This window comes from Agromyces sp. NBRC 114283 (assembly GCF_030268405.1).
Lineage (GTDB): Bacteria > Actinomycetota > Actinomycetes > Actinomycetales > Microbacteriaceae > Agromyces > Agromyces mediolanus.
This window is the reverse complement of record NZ_BSQP01000001.1, coordinates 85,650-101,702: the sequence shown is the minus strand read 5'-3', so window position 1 is coordinate 101,702 and position 16,053 is coordinate 85,650. Positions and strand designations below refer to the sequence as shown.

General features: G+C 73.8%; 13 protein-coding genes. 6 read left to right on the top strand and 7 right to left on the bottom strand.

Translation table 11 applies throughout. The annotated features are described in order from the left end of the window. Positions 1 to 25: 25 nt before the first annotated feature. The gene (locus QSJ60_RS00490) at positions 26 to 1,498 is read left to right on the top strand and encodes a peptide MFS transporter (protein ID WP_285462136.1); all 1,473 of its coding nucleotides are present in this window, start codon (positions 26 to 28) and stop codon (positions 1,496 to 1,498) included. A gap of 29 nt (positions 1,499 to 1,527) precedes the next feature. Then, complete coding sequence (locus QSJ60_RS00485) at positions 1,528 to 2,247, top strand: polyprenol monophosphomannose synthase (protein ID WP_285462135.1); 720 nt, start codon at positions 1,528 to 1,530, stop codon at positions 2,245 to 2,247. A 52-nt stretch (positions 2,248 to 2,299) separates the two neighbouring features. Here the strand turns inward: QSJ60_RS00485 and QSJ60_RS00480 are convergent, their stop codons facing one another. Then, positions 2,300 to 3,889 carry a carboxylesterase/lipase family protein gene (locus QSJ60_RS00480; RefSeq protein ID WP_285462134.1) on the bottom strand — a complete coding sequence of 530 codons (1,590 nt, stop codon included), beginning with the start codon at positions 3,887 to 3,889 and terminating at the stop codon, positions 2,300 to 2,302. A 9-nt stretch (positions 3,890 to 3,898) separates the two neighbouring features. Next, a complete protein-coding gene (locus tag QSJ60_RS00475) occupies positions 3,899 to 5,209 on the bottom strand; it encodes an MFS transporter (RefSeq protein ID WP_285462133.1) in 1,311 nt (436 codons plus the stop codon). 156 nt (positions 5,210 to 5,365) lie between these two features. Between QSJ60_RS00475 and QSJ60_RS00470 the strand changes: the two genes are divergently transcribed. Next, positions 5,366 to 6,613 (top strand): alpha/beta fold hydrolase, encoded by a 1,248-nt coding sequence (locus QSJ60_RS00470; RefSeq protein ID WP_285462132.1) that lies wholly within the window; start codon positions 5,366 to 5,368, stop codon positions 6,611 to 6,613. 3 nt (positions 6,614 to 6,616) lie between these two features. Here QSJ60_RS00470 and QSJ60_RS00465 read toward each other — a convergent pair whose 3' ends face one another. The 5 genes from QSJ60_RS00465 to QSJ60_RS00445 all read right to left on the bottom strand — a co-directional run bounded on the left by QSJ60_RS00465 (position 6,617) and on the right by QSJ60_RS00445 (position 11,469). After that, a complete protein-coding gene (locus tag QSJ60_RS00465; protein ID WP_285462131.1) occupies positions 6,617 to 7,726 on the bottom strand; it encodes an ABC transporter permease in 1,110 nt (369 codons plus the stop codon). After that, on the bottom strand, positions 7,723 to 8,370 hold the full coding sequence (locus tag QSJ60_RS00460; protein ID WP_285462130.1) for an ABC transporter ATP-binding protein: 648 nt from the start codon (positions 8,368 to 8,370) through the stop codon (positions 7,723 to 7,725). The genes QSJ60_RS00465 and QSJ60_RS00460 overlap by 4 nt, the downstream gene beginning before the upstream one ends. Continuing rightward, positions 8,367 to 9,533, bottom strand: a complete 1,167-nt coding sequence (locus QSJ60_RS00455; protein ID WP_285462129.1) for a peptidoglycan-binding domain-containing protein — start codon at positions 9,531 to 9,533, stop codon at positions 8,367 to 8,369. The genes QSJ60_RS00460 and QSJ60_RS00455 overlap by 4 nt, the downstream gene beginning before the upstream one ends. A 131-nt stretch (positions 9,534 to 9,664) precedes the next feature. Then, the gene (locus QSJ60_RS00450) at positions 9,665 to 10,876 is read right to left on the bottom strand and encodes an ROK family transcriptional regulator (protein ID WP_285462128.1); all 1,212 of its coding nucleotides are present in this window, start codon (positions 10,874 to 10,876) and stop codon (positions 9,665 to 9,667) included. Continuing rightward, entirely contained in the window at positions 10,873 to 11,469 is a 597-nt protein-coding gene (locus QSJ60_RS00445; RefSeq protein WP_230765518.1) for a TetR/AcrR family transcriptional regulator, read from the bottom strand. Before QSJ60_RS00445 ends, QSJ60_RS00450 begins: the two co-directional genes overlap by 4 nt. A 92-nt stretch (positions 11,470 to 11,561) precedes the next feature. Between QSJ60_RS00445 and QSJ60_RS00440 the strand changes: the two genes are divergently transcribed. Genes QSJ60_RS00440 through QSJ60_RS00430 form a run of 3 tightly spaced genes read left to right on the top strand, consistent with a single transcriptional unit; the run spans position 11,562 to position 15,933 of the window. Further along, complete coding sequence (locus QSJ60_RS00440) at positions 11,562 to 12,905, top strand: MFS transporter (RefSeq protein WP_285462127.1); 1,344 nt, start codon at positions 11,562 to 11,564, stop codon at positions 12,903 to 12,905. After that, complete coding sequence (locus QSJ60_RS00435) at positions 12,902 to 13,654, top strand: phosphatase PAP2 family protein (RefSeq protein ID WP_285462126.1); 753 nt, start codon at positions 12,902 to 12,904, stop codon at positions 13,652 to 13,654. Before QSJ60_RS00440 ends, QSJ60_RS00435 begins: the two co-directional genes overlap by 4 nt. Next, positions 13,651 to 15,933, top strand: coding sequence for a glycoside hydrolase family 3 C-terminal domain-containing protein (locus QSJ60_RS00430; RefSeq protein WP_285462125.1), 2,283 nt, complete (start codon positions 13,651 to 13,653; stop codon positions 15,931 to 15,933). The genes QSJ60_RS00435 and QSJ60_RS00430 overlap by 4 nt, the downstream gene beginning before the upstream one ends. Positions 15,934 to 16,053 lie beyond the last annotated feature (120 nt).

Genomic DNA, 16,053 nt, shown 5'->3' with positions numbered 1-16,053 from the left:
TTGGGGCGGGGGTAGGGTGAGCGGCATGGGGGATCAGCGCGCGACGAGCGAGCCCGACGCCCGGAACGACCACGGCTTCTTCGGGCAGCCGCGCGCGCTCGCGAACGTCTTCGGCGTCGAGATGTGGGAGCGGTTCAGCTTCTACGGCATGCAGGGCATCCTGCTCATCTACCTCTACTACTCGGTCGCCGACGGCGGCCTCGGCATGCCGGAGGCCGCCGCCGCGGGCATCGTCGGCGCCTATGGCGGCGGGGTCTACCTCTCGACGATCCTCGGCGCCTGGATCGCCGACCGCCTGCTCGGCAGCGAGCGCGTGCTGTTCTTCAGTGCGATCGTCATCATGGCCGGGCACCTCGCGCTGGCCCTCCTCCCGGGCTTCCTCGGCGTGGGCGTCGGGCTCGTGCTCGTCGCCTTCGGCTCCGGCGGCCTGAAGGCGAACGCCACGAGCGTCGTCGGCACCCTCTACGCCCCGGACGACGTGCGCCGCGACGCCGGCTTCTCGCTCTTCTACCTCGGCATCAACCTCGGCGGCTTCCTCGGCCCGATCCTCACCGGGCTGCTGCAGTCGACCCTCGGCTTCCACTGGGGCTTCGGGCTCGCCGCGCTCGGCATGGCGATCGGGCTCGTGCAGTACTCCTTCGGCCGCAAGCGGCTGCCGGCCGAGGCATCCGTCGTGCCGAACCCGCTGCCCCGCGGACGCATCGGCCTCGCGATCGGGGTCGCCGTCGCCGGCGTCGTCGTCATCGCGGTGCTCGTGGCGACCGGGCTCATCACCGCGGAGAACCTCGTCGTCTGGGTGATCGGCGCGACGATCGTCGCCGCGATCGCGTACTTCGCGGTCATCCTGTCGAGCCGGCGCATCACCGCGGTGGAGCGCAGCCGGGTCGTCGGCTTCATCCCGCTGTTCGTCGCGAGCGTCGCGTTCTGGTCGCTGTACCAGCAGCAGTTCACCGTGCTCACGATCTACAGCGACAAGCAGCTCGACCGCGACGTCCTCGGCTGGGAGATGCCGGTGTCGTGGGTGCAGTCGATCAACCCGATCTTCATCATCATCCTTTCCGGCGTCTTCGCCGCGATCTGGACGAAGCTCGGCGCCCGGCAGCCCTCGACGCCCGTGAAGTTCGCGCTCGGCACGGCGATCATGGGCGTCGCGTTCCTGCTGTTCATCCCCTTCGCGGGCGGCGGCCCGAACTCGACCCCGCTGCTCGCGATCGTCGGCATCCTGTTCGTGTTCACCGTCGCGGAGCTGCTGCTCTCGCCGGTCGGGCTGTCGGTCACGACGAAGCTCGCGCCCGAGGTGTTCCACACCCAGATGGTGGCGCTGTTCTTCCTCTCGGTCGCGCTCGGCACGGCCATCTCGGGCCGGCTCGCGGAGTTCTACTCCGCCGCGACGGAGGTCGCCTACTTCGGCGTGCTGGGCGGCATCGCGATCGTGCTCGGCCTCGCGCTCGCGCTCGGCAGCCGGGGAGTGCTGCGGCTCATGCGCGGCGTGCGCTGAGCGGCCACCGAGCGGTTACGATTCGAGGGATGCCCAGCCCGCTCGTGGTGATCCCCACGTACAACGAACGTGAGAACCTCGCCGCGATCGTCGGCCGGGTGCTCGCGGCCGAGCCCGCCGTCGCGGTGCTCGTCGTCGACGATGCCTCGCCCGACGGCACCGGGGCGCTCGCCGACGAGCTCGCCGCCGCCGACGAGCGGGTGCTGGTGCGGCACCGCGCCGGCAAGGAGGGCCTGGGCGCCGCCTACCTCGACGCCTTCGCCTGGGCGCTCGAGGCGGGGTACGACCCGATCGTGCAGATGGATGCCGACGGCTCGCACCTGCCCGAGCAGCTTGGCGGTCTGCTCGCGCCGCTCGGCGAGGGCGCCGACCTCGTGATCGGCTCGCGGTGGATCCCCGGCGGCCGCATCGAGAACTGGCCCCGGTACCGCGAACTGCTCTCCCGCGGCGGCAGCGCCTACGCCCGCTGGGTGCTGCGGTTGCCGACCCGCGACGCGACGGCGGGGTACCGCGCGTTCCGGGCGGAGGGGCTGCGCCGCATGCGCCTCGACGAGGTGCACACCAAGGGCTACGGCTTCCAGGTCGACATGCTGTGGCACGCGCACGAGGCCGGGCTCGACGTCGTCGAGGTGCCCGTGACCTTCGTCGAGCGTGAGCTCGGGCGCTCGAAGATGAGCCTCGGCATCGTGCTCGAGGCGATGCTGCGGGTCACCGGCTGGGGCGTCGCCGCGCGCTTCCGTCGCCGCTGAGCCCGGGGGCGGCGCTCAGGGCCGCGGGCCGGGTCAGGGCCGTGGGCCGGGCTCAGCGCAGCGGGCCGACGGAGGCGTAGGCGTCCGGCTGCACGCGCGACGGCACGTCCCAGACCTTCGCCGCCGGAGTCCGGCCGTGCGCCGTCGGCCACCCCGGCTCGCCCGAGCGGATGAAGGCGACGGCGGCCGTGTGCAGCTCGTCGGCGAGCGCCTGCGGCGGGTTCGGGCCGGCGAGCGGCACCATCGCGGGCCCGTCGAGGCAGTCGAAGAAGAACGGTACGTCGAGGCAGTGCTCGGCGAAGCCGAAGGTCCCGGAGGGCCACGAGAAGCGGTACAGCCAGGTGCCGGCCGAGGCATCCGCGCCCCCCGAGGCGGCAGCACCGGCGTCGCGCGCCTCGACGACGCGGAGCAGCGCGGTGCGGAACATCCGGTCGCTGAGGAAGCGCCCGGCGATCCGCGCCGTGCCCTTCGCGGCGACGTCGGCGTTCGCGCGCAGGTACGGCTTCAGACGCTCCTTCGGCAGGCCGAGCTTCTTCAGCAGCAGCGACTTCGGCACCCAGCGCAGCTTCCGCTCGGCCTCCGCGAACGCCATCGTGAACTCGTCGTCGGTCGCGCCGAGGACGAGCGGGATGCCGCGGCCGACCCCCGCGGCCAGCGACTCGAGCGTGGGGCGCTCGAGGAGTTCGCCGTCGATCGTCGGGCCGAGCGGCAGCCCATCGTCGATGATCGAGCCGAGCGAGTCCGGCCCGAGCTCGGTCGCCCGCTTCTGCAGCTCGAGCACGCGCTCCTCGGGCAGGCTGCCGAAGCCCGCCCGGGTCGGCTCGACGCCGGCCTGCTCGGCGAGCGCCCGGCCGAAGGCCTCGCTCCGTGCGGCGGCGACGTCGGCCAGCGCCCCCGACAGGGCGTAGACCCCGTGGAACAGGTGCTGCGCCGCCGGCATGCCGAGCAGGGTGAGCACCGCGCCGCCGCCGGCCGACTGCCCGGCGATCGTCACCCGCCCGGGGTCGCCGCCGAACGCGGCGATGTTGCGCTGCACCCACTCCAGGGCGAGCAGCCAGTCGCGCACGCCGCGGTTGGACGGGGCATCCGCGATCCAGCCGAAGCCGTCGAAGCCGAGCCGGTAGGAGATCGTGACGGTGACCACGCCGTCGCGGTTGAAGCTGCGGCCGTCGTACCAGGGGCTCGCGGGGGAGCCGGCGAAGTAGCCGCCGCCGTGGATCCACACGAGCACGGGCAGCCCGGCCGCGCCCGCGGCAGGCGTGGCTGGCGACGGGGTGAAGACGTTCACGTTCAGGGTGGACTCGCCCGGCACGCTCGGCTCCGGGATGAGCGTCACCCCGGGGTCGCCGCGCTGCGCCGTCGGCGCGAACTCCAGGGCGTCGAGCGTGCCGGTCCATGGCGCCTTCGGCACGGGCGCCGCGAAGCGCAGCTCGCCGACGGGCGGCTCGGCGAAGGGGATGCCGAGGAACGCGGCCGAGCGCTCGGCGCCCCCGCCGCCGCTCGCGTCGCCCGCGCGCCGCACCGTCGGGCGCCAGCGGCCGCGCACCCGCCCCGCGAGGGTGTCGACCTCGACGAACTCGGCGGCGGCGGGTGCGGCCCCGGCGGCGGTGGCGGATGACTCGGTGGCGGGGGTGTGCGACATGCAGTGCTCCTAACGCACGCTCTTGATGGGGGCGGTGGCGATCGCGGCGATGATGACGAACACGATGCCGAAGACGAAGAGCATCGGGTAGCCCCCGAGCGCGCCGATGATGGTGCCGGCGACCGCGGCGCTCATGGCTTGGGGGATGTTCGTCGCGATGTTCAGGATGCCGAGGTCCTTGCCGGCGGCCGCGCCGTCGCCGGGCAGCACCTCGCTCATGAGGGCCGTATCGACCGACATGTAGAGGCCGAAGCCGATGCCGTTGATGACGGCCATCGCGATCATGCCCGTCATGTTCGGCATCAGCAGCGGCATCGCGAAGCCGGCGACCATGATCAGCGAGGCGACGTAGATGAACACCTTGCGACGGCCGATCCGGTCGCTCCACCAGCCGGAGAGCGCGATCGCGACGAGCGTGGGCACGAGGGAGACGAGGGTCAGCGTGACCGTCGCCCCGGCCGCGCCCTCGAGGGACATGCCGATGTAGTCGGTGAGGATGTAGAGCTGGAAGGCCGCGACCACGAAGTAGCCGAGCATCAGCAGGAAGCGCGCGGCGAAGGCCCAGGCGAAGTCGGGGTGTCGCCGCGGGCTCACCCAGAAGCCGCTGAGGAAGCGCCTCCAGCTCCACGGCTCGATCGCGGCCTCCTTCGAGGACCAGTCGCGGTCGATGAGCACGTACACGACGGTGACGACGATGATCGCGACGCCGAACGCCGAGTAGCCGACGCCGAAGTTCGTCGCGAACTGCCCGGCGATCATGACGCCGATCGTCATGCCGAGCTGGGTGCCGATGCCGAACATCGCGCTCGCCGCGCCGCGCTTGTCGCGCGGGAATCGGTCGGGGGTGATCGCCGAGAGCGGCCCCTGCAGCGCGTTCAGCGAGACCTGGATCAGCACCCAGAAGATCGTCACCCAGAGGATCGAGTCGAGCAGGCCGAGGCCGAACAGGAGGATGCCGCCGATGAGCGCGCCGCCGACCATCCACGGGGCGCGGCGGCCGAAACGGGTGCGGGTGCGGTCGCTGATCGCGCCGACGATCGGCTGGGCGAACAGGGTGAACACGAAGGAGACGGTGGAGACGATCGCGAGGTTCGCGACCTTGTTCGCCTCGTCGATCATGGCGACCTGGATCGGCAGCAGGATGGCGCTGAGTCCGCCGTACGTCGCGAAGAGCGTGAGGGCGACGAGCAGGATGCCGGGCAGGGTGCGCCGCGTCGGCGGCGGGCTCGCGGGCGGGTCGCCGGGGACCGGCTCGCTCGCGGAGATCGCGCCGGTGGGGGCGAGCTCGGTGCTGGGGTCGAGCGGGGGCTGCATGGACATGGGGCTCCTCATCGTCGAGTGGGCCGGTGCGTGGGGGTGCAGGTAACAAATACCAAGCGTCGTTCGGGATCTGTGCCACCAGTGTGGCGCGGCCATCCAAAAAATTCAAGCCTCGAACTATGTGACGGTCGGGTCGTGATCTGCGAGGATCGCGGCGTGAGCGACGAACCTGCGGGGTCACGGCGGCGGGTACGCCGTCCGCGCCGCGGCCGTCGGCTCGTGGCCGCCTACGTGCTCGGTATCGTGGCGACCCTGATCGCCGCTGAGGCGCTGCGCGCGGTGGGTGACGCCGCGGAGCGGCCGGGCCTCGACGCGTTCTACACCGCTCCTGCGGCGACGGAGCTCGCCGGCGACCCGGGCTCGATCATCCGCAGCGAGCCGCTCGCCGGGGTGCCGCTCGCAAGCCGCGGCTGGCGGGTGATGTACCGTTCCACCGATCTCGACGGCGCACCCGTCGCCGTGACCGGCATCGTGGTCACGCCGCTCAGGCCGGTGCCCGGTGCACGGACGGTGCTCGCGTGGGGGCATCCCACCACGGGGACCGCGCCCGATTGCGCCCCCTCGCGTGCGGACGACCCGTTCCTCGGCATCGAGGGCCTGCGGCTCATGCTCGACCGCGGCTACACCGTCGTCGCCACCGACTACGCGGGCATGGGCACCGCGGGCCCCGACTCCTATCTCGTCGGCGTGACGGCCGCGCATTCGGTGCTCGACGGCGTACGTGCGGCGAGGGCCATCGAGGCCGCGGATGCCGGGGATCGCGTCGTGCTGTGGGGGCACTCGCAGGGCGGTCAGGCCGTGCTCTTCGCCGCGGAGCAGGCGGCCGCGTACGCCCCGGAGCTGGAGATCGCCGCGGTCGCCGCCGCGGCGCCCGCCGCCGATCTGACGGCGCTCATGGGCTCGCACCTCGATGACGTGTCGGGGGTGACGATCGGCTCGTACGCGTTCCCGGCGTACGCCTCGGTCTACGGCCCCACGGTGCCCGGCGCGGAGCTCGACGACGTGCTCACCCCGGCCGCGATCGCGCGGCTGCCCGAGATGAACCGGCTCTGCCTGCTGCCGAACCTCGACCGGCTGCACGAGCTCGGTGCTCCGCTCATCGGCGACTTCTTCGCCCACGACCCGACGGCGACCGAACCGTGGGCGCAGCTCTTGGAGGAGAACTCGGCGGGGAGGGCGGCGATCGCCGCGCCGCTCTTCATCGCGCAGGGGGCCGACGACGCCCTCGTACTGCCCGCAGACACGGCGGGCTTCGTCGCCCGCGAACGCGCCCTCGGCGTCGACGTCACCGAGACGACGGTGCCGGGGGCGACGCACTCGACGATCGCGTACCTGGCCCTGCCGGCGCTCGACGCGTGGCTCGATCGGGTCGACCGGATCGAGCCGCGCGGCGGCGCAGGCTGAGCGCTACGGCACGCGCAGCTCGGTGATCGGCTCGCGGCGCGCGGCCGAGAGCGCCGGGAGCACGGCGGCCAGCGTGGCGACGAGGACCGCGAGCGCGCCGACGCCGGCGACGTAGCGCGCTCCGGGCAGCGGATCGTCGGTGGCGGCGAGGATGCCGACCGCGAGCGCCGAGCCCACGGCGGCCCCCGCTGCGGCGACGATCGCCGTCTGGATCGTGACCAGGGCGACGATGAGCCGCTGCGACGCGCCGAGCGCCCGGCGGCGGCCGAAGTCCTTGCGCCGGAGCGTGACCACGCCGAACTGCAGCACGCCCACGAGGAGGGCGCTCACCGCGAGGATGCCGAGGGTGAGCGTGCGGCCGAACGCGCCGAGCTGCCCCTCGACGAGCCCCCGGAGCGAGGCGAGCGCTTCGCTGGTGCGCAGCTCCACCCGGCTCGGGTCGCTCACATCGAGCACGGAGCGCACGACGTCGGTGAGCGGGGCGACGAGCTCGGGGCGCGTGGCGATGACGACGAGCGCACCGACGGCGACCGGCTGCCGGGCGCGCGGCTGCGGGGCGACGACGAGGGGTTCGAGGAACGCGAGGTGCTCGGGTGTCTCGACCCGCCCGCCGACGGCGTAGCCGCTGCCGTCGTCGAGCGCCACCGCGCCCACCACGCCGCCGATGCCGAGCCGGTCGAGCGCGGTCGCGGAGGCGAAGGCGACGGCGCCGTCGCCCGGCGCTCCGCTCGGCAGGCCGAGGTGCCGCCAGTCCTCGCTCCACGCCCGACGCAGCGGGACCGGGGTGCCGCCGGTGAACGCGGCGTTCCGCGCGTCTTCGGCGAGGCTGAACGCGCCGACCCACTGGATGCCCTCGACGTCGGCGAGCCGGTCGAGCACCGAGGTGTCGAGCCCGGCGTCGGCCTCGGCCCGCACCACGATCGCGCGGGTGCCGGCCGAGTCGATCGAAGCGACGACCTGCTGCTCGGCCGCGACGGTTCTCCCCGAGGTGAGGAGCACGGCCGCGCACATGCCCGCGACCACCACGAACGCGATCGCGGAGCCGACCGGCTGTGCGAGCGCCGAGGCGAGCGCCTCCCTGGCGACGGCGAGGAGGCCGCGCACGCCGTTCACAGCGCCAGCTCGCGATCGCAGCGGGCGACGAGCGCGGGATCGTGGGTGACGACGATGACCGCCGCGCCGTGCCGCGCCTGTTCGTGCAGCGCCGTGAGCACGACCTCGGTGGAAGCGGGGTCGAGGTTGCCGGTCGGCTCATCGGCGAGGACGATGCGCGGGTCGCCGAGCAGCGCGCGGCACAGGGCGATGCGCTGCGCCTGGCCGCCGGACACCTGGCCCGGCCGCGCATCGGCCCGGAGGTCGACGCCGAAGCGCTCCAGCAGGGCGTGCGCTCGGGGCTCGGACTTGCGTCGATCCTCGCCGCGGTAGAGCGCCGTCTCGAGCACGTTGTCGAGCACCGTGCGGGTGGCGTCGAGCGCCGCGTCCTGGAAGACGAAGCCGAAGGTCGCGGCCCGGCGGGCGGCGCGCTCGCGATCGGACCGCCCCTGCATCGGCGCGCCGTCGAGCAGCACCTCGCCCGAGCGCGGCCGGAGCATGAGGCCCAGCAGGTAGAGCAGGGTCGACTTGCCGCGCCCGGACGGCCCGGTGACCGCGACGACCTCGCCCGCCTCGAAGCGGGCGGACCAGCCCTCGAGCAGCGGGGTGGCCCGCTCGTAGCGGAACGACAGCGACTCGGCCCGGAGGAGCGCCGGCCCCGTCATCGCTGCGCCGCCGCCGGCGGGCGGGCCCGGCCGTCGCCCTCGCCATCCGAACCGGTGCCGCCGCCGGTGCCCGCGTCGGGCCCGTCGGCCGGCACGCGCACGCGCAGTCCCTCTCGCACCCCGTCGACGACCGCCATGCCGCGTGCCGAGGCGAGCACGGTGACCGGGTGGTTGCGACCCTCGCGGTCGACGACGGCGACCGTGCCGTCGGCGGAGGAGCGCAGGGCCGCCGCGGGCACCACGAGCCCGCTCGTCGCGGCCTGCGTGACGATGCTGGAGGGCAGCCGGGTGTCGCCGAGCACCGGGATCGTGCTGCAGGCCGCCGTGCAGATCGGCGCTCCGTCTGCGGCGCCGAGCCGCAGCCGCACCTGGTCGTCGGCCTCCTCGGACGGTTCGTGCGCGACGACCGCCGCGGGCCAGACCGCCCCGTCTGGCGCCGTGATCTCGACCGGGGTGCCGAGCGGCATGGTCGCGGCCTGGGCCGCGCTCACCGGGACGGCGAACTCCGGCTCCGGCGGCAGCACCGACACGAGCCGCTCCCCGCCCGACAGGTTCGCACCCGGCCTGACGAGCTCGTCGTCGAGGGTGACCCGCACCGGGAGCGCCGGGAGGAAGAGGAGGTCGCCCGGCCGCACGACGCCGTCGTCGGGCAGCTCGAGCGAACGCTGCCAGGCCCGCACCGCGGCCTCCGTGCGGGCGCCGAAGCCGCCGTCGACGAGTCCGTCGTAGTGGCCGAGCTCGGTGAGCAGCTGCTGCAGCTGGCGGACGTCGGGCCCCTCGGCATCGCGCCCGAGCTGGCGGAACGCCGGGACCTCGCCGACGGCCGCCACGACCGGTCGCAGCTCGACGGAGTACAGCACCGAGCCGGCGCGGACCTCGTCGCCGGCGGCGAGCGGCACCGAGGTCACCGTGCCCGCCGCGCGATTGGTGCCGGCCGGCGCTCGCCGCCAGGACGCCACCGTGGTGAGCCGCACCGAGGAGCCGACTTCGCCCGCGACGATCTCGACGTAACTGTACGGCGCCGCGGCCACCTCGTCGGGCGGGGCGAAGACCGCGGTCGACGCCCACCCCGCTCCCGCGCCCAGCGCGAGCAGCGCGATCGCCGCGATGATGCGCGGCGCCCGCGCGCGTGCCGGCTCGTCTGCCGCCGTCTGGTGTCGCACTCGCACCGACCTCCTTGGTATCCCGATGGCACGAGCGTACGCGACGCCGCCGACACCGATCCAGCGAAGTCCAGAGCGTTTCTACCTCGGTCCCTTTCGGCTCGCCTCGGTCGAGGCATCCCGTCGCCGCGTCAGGGGGCGAGCGCGGCCGGGTCCGCGAGGGCCCTGGCGGCGGCCGTGCGCTCGGCGCCGAGCAGCGCCGCGTCGCCGCCGAGGCGGCTGCCGAGCACCGGTGGCGGCGTGAGGTGCACGCCGTCGATGCCCGGCTGGATGGCGGCGAGCTCTTCGGCGAGCTCGTCGGCGAGCCCGGCGAGGTAGCCGCCCAGCACGATCGCCGCGGGGTCGATCGCCATGACCAGGATCTGCAGCGCCCGCGCCAGTTCGGCACGGCCCGTGCGCCAGGCGGCCAGGGCGCGCGGTTCACCGGCGCGGATGCCCGCGACGAAGGCGTCGAGCGCGACCGCGAGCCCGGCCTCGCAGGCGAGCCCGTCGAGGCCGGCCGCGGCGAGCAGCACGTCGGGGCCGGCGACGGTGACGAGGCATCCGCGCTGTCCGCATCCGCAGCGCACGCCGTCGGGCACGACGGGCAGGTGCCCGAGCGCGCCTGCGAGGTGGTGGCTGCCGTCGAGCGGCGCGTCGTCCACGACGATCGCGCCGCCGATACCCGAGTCGCTCTTGAGGTACAGCAGCTCGGCGGGCCGGCCGGCGTCGAGGTGCTCGGCGACCGCGGCGACCGCCGTGTCGGCGAGCAGCTGCAGTCGACCGGCCCGGCCCAGCGCCTCGAGCGAGGGCGAGCGCTCCCGCAGCAGCGCGAGCAGGTCGACCATGCCCCAGTCGAGGTCGGTGTCGGCGAGCACGACGCTCGGCTCGCCGCCCACGGGCGCCCAGACGACGACGGATGCCTCGGCGACGCGGCGGCCGTCGCGTGTCAGCTCCGCGAGGAGCTCCTCGACGAGCTCGGCGGCGACGTCGGCCACCCGCCCGGGGTCGCCCATGGGGCGGCCGTGCCGCCGATCGCGCCGTGCCAGCCGGGCGCCGCCGAGCGTCGAGGCGACGGCGGTCGCGCGATCGGCGTCGACCAGCACCGTGAGGATGGCGAGGTGGTCGCCGCTGAGCTCGAGCAGCGTGCGCGGGCGGCCCTTCCCGCTCGGGGCGATCGATGCCGTCTCGCGGACCAGGCCGTCGCGCTCCAGCCGGCGGACGAGCGCCGTCACGGAGCCCCGGGCGAGCCCGGTGGCCTCGGCCAGCTCGCTGCGGCTCGCGCTGCCGAGCTCGGCGAGGCGTCCGGCGACGAGCGCGAGGTTGTGCCGGCCGACGTCGGCGCTCGCGAGCGATCCGGTCACGCGGCCGTCGGCGGCTTCAGGAGTCCGAGCAGGTACTCGACGTGCTCGGCCATGTCGATCGAGGGATCCATCAGCCATTGGGTCTGCAGGCCGTCGGCCGCGGCGAGCAGGAGGCTCGCCATCTTCTCCGGGTCGAGGTCGGCGCGGATCGTGCCGTCGCGCTGGCCCTCGCGGATGCTCTCGACCGACATTTCCCGGAAGAGTCGGAAGCGCTCGGTGAAGAAGGGGCGCGCGGCGTGGTCGGCCTCGGTGGCCTCCGCCGAGAGGCGGGCGTAGAGCTGCACGAGGCCGGGGACGTCGGCGTTGTGCCGCATGACCTCGACGAAGCCGTCCATCATGCTGAGCTCCTCGTCGGCGTGTGCGGCGTCGAGGGTCTCCCGGTCGACCTCGTCGCGCTTGCGGAGGATCTCGGCGAAGAGCTCCTCCTTCGAGGCGAAGTAGTGCAGCAGGCCGGCCTGGCTGAGGCCCACCGCGTCGGCGAGCTCGCGCACCGAGGCGCGACCGTAGCCGTTGCGGGCGATGACCTCGAGCGCCGCGGTGAGGATCTCCTCCCGCTTGGCGATGCCCTTCGCGTACGAACCCCTGCGTGCCATAGCTGCATGGTAGTGCTTGCGGACCAAAACCGAGTGCCGTATGGTTTTCGCACCGCCTCGACGACGAGGCCTCCCGGAAGGACTTGCCCCCGATGACGATGTCGTCCGCCCCGCAGCCCGCTGCCGAATCCCGGCCCGACGCCCCCCAGCCGTCCGACACCCCCGAGTCGCTCGAAGCCACCGCCGCCTTCGTCGAGGACGCGGCCGGAAACGAGGACCCGCCCGCGCCGATCAAGGGCGTCGGCCGCCTGCTCGGCTGGATCATCCCCGCGAACCTCGGCATCTTCCTGATCTGGGGCGCCGTCCCCGGCATCCTGCTTCCGCAGCAGGTGACCGTGCTCTTCGGCGAGGCCGACAAGGTCGCCAACCTCGCCATCGTCGCGACGATCGGCGCGTTCTGCGCGATGATCGCGCAGCCCATCGCCGGGCAGATCTCCGACCGCACCCGCTCCCGCTTCGGCCGCCGCGCGCCGTGGATGTTCCTCGGCGCCCTCGCCGGCGGCCTGTCGCTCGTCGGCCTCGCCTTCGCGGACTCCCTCATCGGCGTGGTCATCGCCTGGACCCTCGTCCAGATCACCTACAACTTCGCGCAGGGCCCGCTCAGCGCCGTCATGCCCGACCGCGTGCCGCTGAAGCGGCGCGGCACCTTCGCGGCGCTCTCCGGCATCGGGCTCATGGTCGGCGCCCTCGGCGGTCAGATCGTCGGCTCGCTCTTCTTCGACAGCATCACGGCCGGCTACTTCACCTTCGCCGCGATCGCGCTCGTGGTGCTCACGCTCTTCATCGTGTTCAACCCCGACTACTCCTCGAAGGAGCTGCCGGTCGAGCCGTTCAAGCTCGGCGACTTCCTGCGCACCTTCTGGGTGAACCCGATCAAGCACCCCGACTTCTTCTGGGCCTTCACCGGGCGGCTGCTGCTCTACACGGGCTACTTCGCCGTCACCGGCTACCAGCTCTACCTGCTCACCGACTACTTCGGCGTCGAGCGCCCGCAGGACGTCATCCCGGTGCTCGGCCTGATCAGCCTCGCCGGCATCCTCATCGCCACGATCGTCTCCGGACCGCTCTCGGACAAGCTCGGCCGCCGCAAGATCTTCGTCTTCGCCTCCTCGGTCGTCACCGGACTCGCCTTCCTGCTGCCGTGGGTCTGGCCCGACGTCACCGCGTGGATGATCATGACCTTCATCTCGGGCCTCGGTTTCGGCATGTTCCAGGCCGTCGACACCGCGCTCATGAGCGAGGTGCTGCCCTCGGCGAAGTCCTTCGCGAAGGACCTCGGCGTCGTCAACATCGCCGCGACCCTGCCGCAGACGCTCGCACCCGGCGTCGCCGGCGCGATCGTGCTCGCCTTCGGCTTCGCGGGCCTGTTCCCGGTCGCGATCGTCCTCTCCGTGCTCGGCGCCTTCGCCGTCTGGCCGATCAAGGCCGTGCGATGACGGCGGATGCCTCGCGGCCCCGCCGCCCGCGGGTGCTCCTCGTCGTCGGGCTCGCCGGCCTGGCGGTGTTCGTCGCCTTCGCCTTCGCGGTGGCCGCGAACGTCGAGCGCCCCTTCACGCAGCCCTTCGACGACGCCTGGCGGGCGTTCGTCGGCCTCGCGCCCGGCACCGGGGGCGAGACGTGGGCCCTGCCGATGTTCTTCCAGTACCTGGGCGAGCTGCCCGGCGCGGTGCTCACGATCCTGCTCATCCCGATCTGGCTGTTCGTCGTGCGGCGCTGGCGCTCGGCGCTGTTCTTCCTCGCCGCCGAGTTCGGCGGCACCTTCCTCGTGTCCCAGCTCGTGAAGAACCTCGTCGACCGTCCCCGCCCGGCCGACGACGTCGCCGCGAACCTGTTCGGGCCCCTGTTCCAGGTCGACCACGGCTCGTTCCCCTCCGGGCACTCGGTGAGCGCCGGCATCCTGCTCGTCGGCGTCGCCGCGCTGCTGCCCGTCGCGAAGCGGCGCTGGTGGTGGCTCGTCGGCGGCCTGATCGCCGTCGGCATGGTGTGGCAGCGCACGCTCATCAACGCGCACTGGTTCTCGGACGCCGTCGTCGGCGTCATCGGCGGCGCCTCCGCGACGCTCGTGCTCTGGTGGGCCTTCGCGACGCTGCTGCAGCGCGACTACGGCAAGCCCCTCTTCCGCCGGACGACCCCGGCACCGCTCGACGCCCGGCCGGCGTCACCCTACGAAGGAGCATCGGTATGACCGACACCATCGACCAGGCCGCCGAGTTCACCGCGCGCGACGCGGCGGAGCTCGTGGCGGGACTCACGCTCGAGGAGAAGGCGTCGCTCACGAGCGGCGCGAGCTTCTGGAGCACGAAGGCGGTCGAGCGTGCCGGCATCCCCTCCATCGTGCTCACCGACGGCCCGCACGGCGTGCGCCTCCAGCGCGGCTCGAGCGACCACCTCGGCCTCGCCGACAGCGTGCCGGCCACCTGCTTCCCGCCGGCCGTCGCGCTCGGCTCCGCCTGGGACCCCGAGCTCGCCGAACGCGTCGGCCGCGCCCTCGGCGAGGAGGCCCGCGCCGAAGGGGTCGGCGTGCTGCTCGGCCCCGGCATCAACATCAAGCGCTCGCCGCTCTGCGGGCGCAACTTCGAGTACCTCTCCGAGGACCCGATCGTCTCGGGCGTGCTCGGCGCGGCGCTCGTGCGCGGCCTGCAGTCGCAGGGCGTCGGCGCTTCGCTGAAGCACTTCGCCGCGAACAACCAGGAGTTCGACCGCATGCGCGCGTCGAGCGACGTCGACCCGCGGCCGCTGCGCGAGATCTACCTGCGCGGTTTCCAGCGGGTGGTCGAGGACGCCCAGCCGTGGACCGTGATGTGCTCCTACAACCGCATCAACGGGGTCTTCGCGAGCGAGGACCCGTGGCTGCTCACGAAGGTGCTGCGCGAGGAGTGGGGCTTCGAGGGGCTCGTCGTCAGCGACTGGGGCGCCGTGAACGACCGGGTCGCCGGCCTGCCCGCCGGACTCGACCTGGAGATGCCGTCCTCGGACGGCCGCACCGACGCGCAGCTCGTCGAGGCCGTGCAGGCCGGCCGGCTCGCCGAGTCCGCGCTCGACCTCGCCGCCGAGCGGGCCGTGCGGCTCGCGCAGCAGGCGGCCGCGGGGGCCGACGCGGATGCCTCGTACGACGTCGACGCCCACCACGCCCTCGCCCGCGAGGCCGCGGCGCGCGGCGTCGTGCTGCTGAAGAACGACGGCGTGCTGCCGCTCGCGACCGGCACCCGCGTCGCCGTCGTCGGCGAGTTCGCCCGCACCCCGCGCTACCAGGGCGCCGGCTCCTCGCTGATCAACCCGACCCGCCTCGACACCGCGCTCGAGGAGATCGGCCGGCTCGCCGGCTCGGCTCCCGCCTTCGCGCCGGGCTTCACCCTCGACACGGAGGCCGTCGCCGACCCCGGGCTCATCGCCGAGGCCGTCGCCGCGGCCGAGGGCGCCGAGGTCGTGCTCGCCTTCCTGGGGCTGCCGGCCGCCGCCGAGTCGGAGGGCTTCGACCGCGAGCACCTGCGCCTCCCGGAGGCGCAGCTCGAGCTGCTCGCGGCCGTGCGCGCCGCGAACCCGAACGTCGTCGTCGTGCTCGCGAACGGCGGCGTCGTCGAGCTGCCCTTCGCCGAAGAGGTCCCGGCCGTCGTCGAGGGCTGGCTCGGCGGGCAGGCGGGCGGCGGCGGCGTCGCCGACGTGCTCTACGGCGTGGTGAACCCCTCGGGACGGCTGACGGAGACGATCCCGCTGCGGCTCGCGGACACCCCGGCGTACCTCGACTTCCCGGGCGAGTTCGGGCACGTCCGCTACGGCGAGGGCCTGTTCGTCGGCTACCGCTGGTACGACGCGCGCGACGCGGCCGTGCACTTCCCCTTCGGGCACGGCCTCTCGTACACCTCCTTCGCCTACTCGGCGCTCGAGGTGTCGGCCGATGCGAACGGCATCGCCGCCCGCGTCACGGTGACGAACACCGGCGAGCGCGACGGCCGCGAGGTCGTGCAGCTCTACACGGGGCTCGCCGGATCGGCCGTGCAGCGGGCGCCGCGCGAGCTGAAGGCCTTCGCCTCGGTCGAGCTCGCCGCCGGGGAGTCCCGGGTGGTCGAGCTCGCGGTGCGCCGCGAGGATCTCGCCTACTGGGATGTCCGCGTGGACCGCTGGGTCGTCGAGGGCGGCGAGTACCTCGTCGCCGTCGGGGCCTCGAGCCGCGACCTCCGGGCCGAGGCCGGGGTCGCCGTCGAGGGCGACGCCGTGCGGCTGCCGCTGACGATGGAGTCCTCGATCGGCGACCTGATGGGCGACCCGGTCGCCGGTCCGATCGTCGCGCAGGCGCTCGGCGGGCTCTTCGGCGGGGACCCGGCGATGGCGGCGATGGCCGACGACGAGGGCATGGCGAAGATGATGGCCTCGTTCCCGATCGGCCGGCTCGTCGGCTTCCCCGGCATCCCGGTGACGCGCGAGCAGATCGAGCAGCTCCTGCAGGCGGCGAACGCGGGGCGCTGAGCCGCGGGGGCGAGCCGGTCGCACGGCGGGCGGATGCCTCGGGCGCGAGTCGCCCGAGGCATCCGCCGTGCCGCCGGTCGCAGCGCTCGATTCCGGCGCGGAGACTGGCCCGCCGTCACC